General features: G+C 46.2%; 1 protein-coding gene. It reads left to right on the top strand.

Features of this window, described 5'->3' with window-relative positions:
- Positions 1-2,197: DNA gyrase subunit B (locus AACP44_RS09110; protein WP_339340214.1), on the top strand; the 2,197-nt coding region annotated here is incomplete at both ends.

Genomic DNA, 2,197 nt, shown 5'->3' on the forward strand with positions numbered 1-2,197 from the left:
CCTTGGCGGGCCACTGTTCGATTATCAATGTTGTTATTCATCCCGATGAATCGGTGAGTGTGTCGGATGATGGTCGCGGTATTCCAACGGAAGTCCATGAAGAGGGTATCTCGGCAGCAGAAGTGATTATGACGGTGCTCCATGCGGGGGGTAAGTTCGATGATAACTCTTATAAAGTGTCTGGCGGGTTGCATGGTGTCGGTGTTTCCGTGGTCAACGCTTTGTCGGAAGAGGTAAAGCTCACCATCCGCCGTGGCGGTAAGATCCATGAACAAATCTATAACCATGGCGTTCCACAGGCACCATTAGCGGTAGTGGGCGATTCAGAAACCACGGGTACAGAAGTACGTTTTAAGCCCTCGGCTGATACCTTTACTAATATAGAATTCCATTTCGATCAGCTGGCTAAGCGGCTTCGCGAGTTAGCGTTTCTTAACTCCGGCATTCATATTTCATTGAAAGATGAGCGTAGCGGCAAGCAGGAAGATTATGCTTACGATGGCGGTTTAAGTGAGTTTGTTGGCTATCTAAACCAGAACAAGACCACCATTAATAAACTTTTTCACTTTAATGTGATGGGTGAAGGTGGGGTTGGCGTTGAAGTGGCGCTGCAGTGGAACGATAGCTTTCAGGAAGGCATCTTTTGTTATACCAATAATATCCCGCAACGTGATGGCGGCACACACTTAGCCGGCTTTAGAGCCTCATTAACCCGAAGTTTGAACGGCTATATAGAGCGCGAAGGCTTTGCCAAGAAAGATAAGGTTTCTACCAGTGGTGATGATGCCCGTGAAGGTTTAACCGCGGTTATCTCGGTTAAAGTCCCTGATCCCAAATTTTCTTCACAAACCAAAGATAAATTAGTTTCTTCAGAAGTGAAAACCGTGGTGGAACAAGCCATGAACCAGGCGTTTGGTGATTATCTGATGGAAAACCCCGCAGAAGCCAAACTGGTTGTCACCAAAATGATGGATGCTGCCCGAGCCCGTGAGGCAGCGCGTAAAGCGCGCGAAATGACACGCCGCAAAGGCGCTTTGGATATTGCTGGCCTGCCCGGTAAATTAGCCGATTGCCAAGAGAAAGACCCTGCATTAAGTGAGGTTTATTTAGTGGAAGGGGACTCGGCCGGTGGTTCTGCAAAACAGGGCCGTGATCGCCGTACTCAAGCGATTCTGCCGCTAAAGGGTAAAATCCTCAATGTAGAAAAAGCACGTTTCGATAAGATGTTATCTTCGGTTGAAGTCGGCACCATTGTTACTGCGTTAGGTTGCGGTATCGGCAAATCGGAATTTGATCCCGATAAATTGCGTTACCACAGCATCATTATCATGACTGATGCCGATGTGGACGGCTCACATATTCGAACCTTGCTACTCACGTTTTTCTTTAGGCAAATGCCAGAGCTGATTGAGCGCGGCCATATCTTTATCGCCCAGCCACCGCTCTACAAAATTAATCGTGGTAAGCAACACCAATATATCAAAGACGAAGAAGGCAAAGATCAGTACCTAACCCAAAACGCGCTGGAAAATGCGTCATTGCATACCAACCCCGATGCGCCTGGTATTAGCGGCAAGGGTCTTGAAGATCTGGTAATACAATTCCGTCGTGTTATGGCCACCATCTCTCGCCTATCTCGTTTATACCCAGAGATGGCAATGCAAGAAATGGTTTATCTGCCAGAACTGACCGTTGAACAACTGCGTGATCAATCCGTGGTACAGCAATGGTCAGAACAGCTACAACAGAAACTTGGGCAAGGTTCTAACAGCCAGTCTTATATGGTCAATGTTAAAGAAGATACCGAACGCCATAACTTTTTGCCGCGTGTTATTTCAACCGCTCATGGTGTGGAAACGGAATATGTCTTTAACCAAGATTTCTTTTCATCCAATGATTACAAAGCCATTATAGGCTTATCTGCTGAGTTAAACGGACTGCTTGAAGAGGGCGCGTATATCCAGCGCGGAGAAAAAACTCAAGAGGTGACAGCGTTTAGTGAGGCTATTGATTGGTTAATGCTACAAGCTGAAAAAGGTTTAAATATCCAGCGTTATAAAGGTTTGGGTGAAATGAACCCAGATCAATTATGGGAAACCACAATGGATCCTGAAGTAAGAAGAATGTTGCGTGTGACTATTGAAGATGCGATTACAGCGGATCAGATTTTTACCACTTTAATGGGCGATCAGGTTGA

The organism is uncultured Oceanicoccus sp. (assembly GCF_963968385.1).
GTDB lineage: Bacteria > Pseudomonadota > Gammaproteobacteria > Pseudomonadales > Dasaniaceae > Oceanicoccus.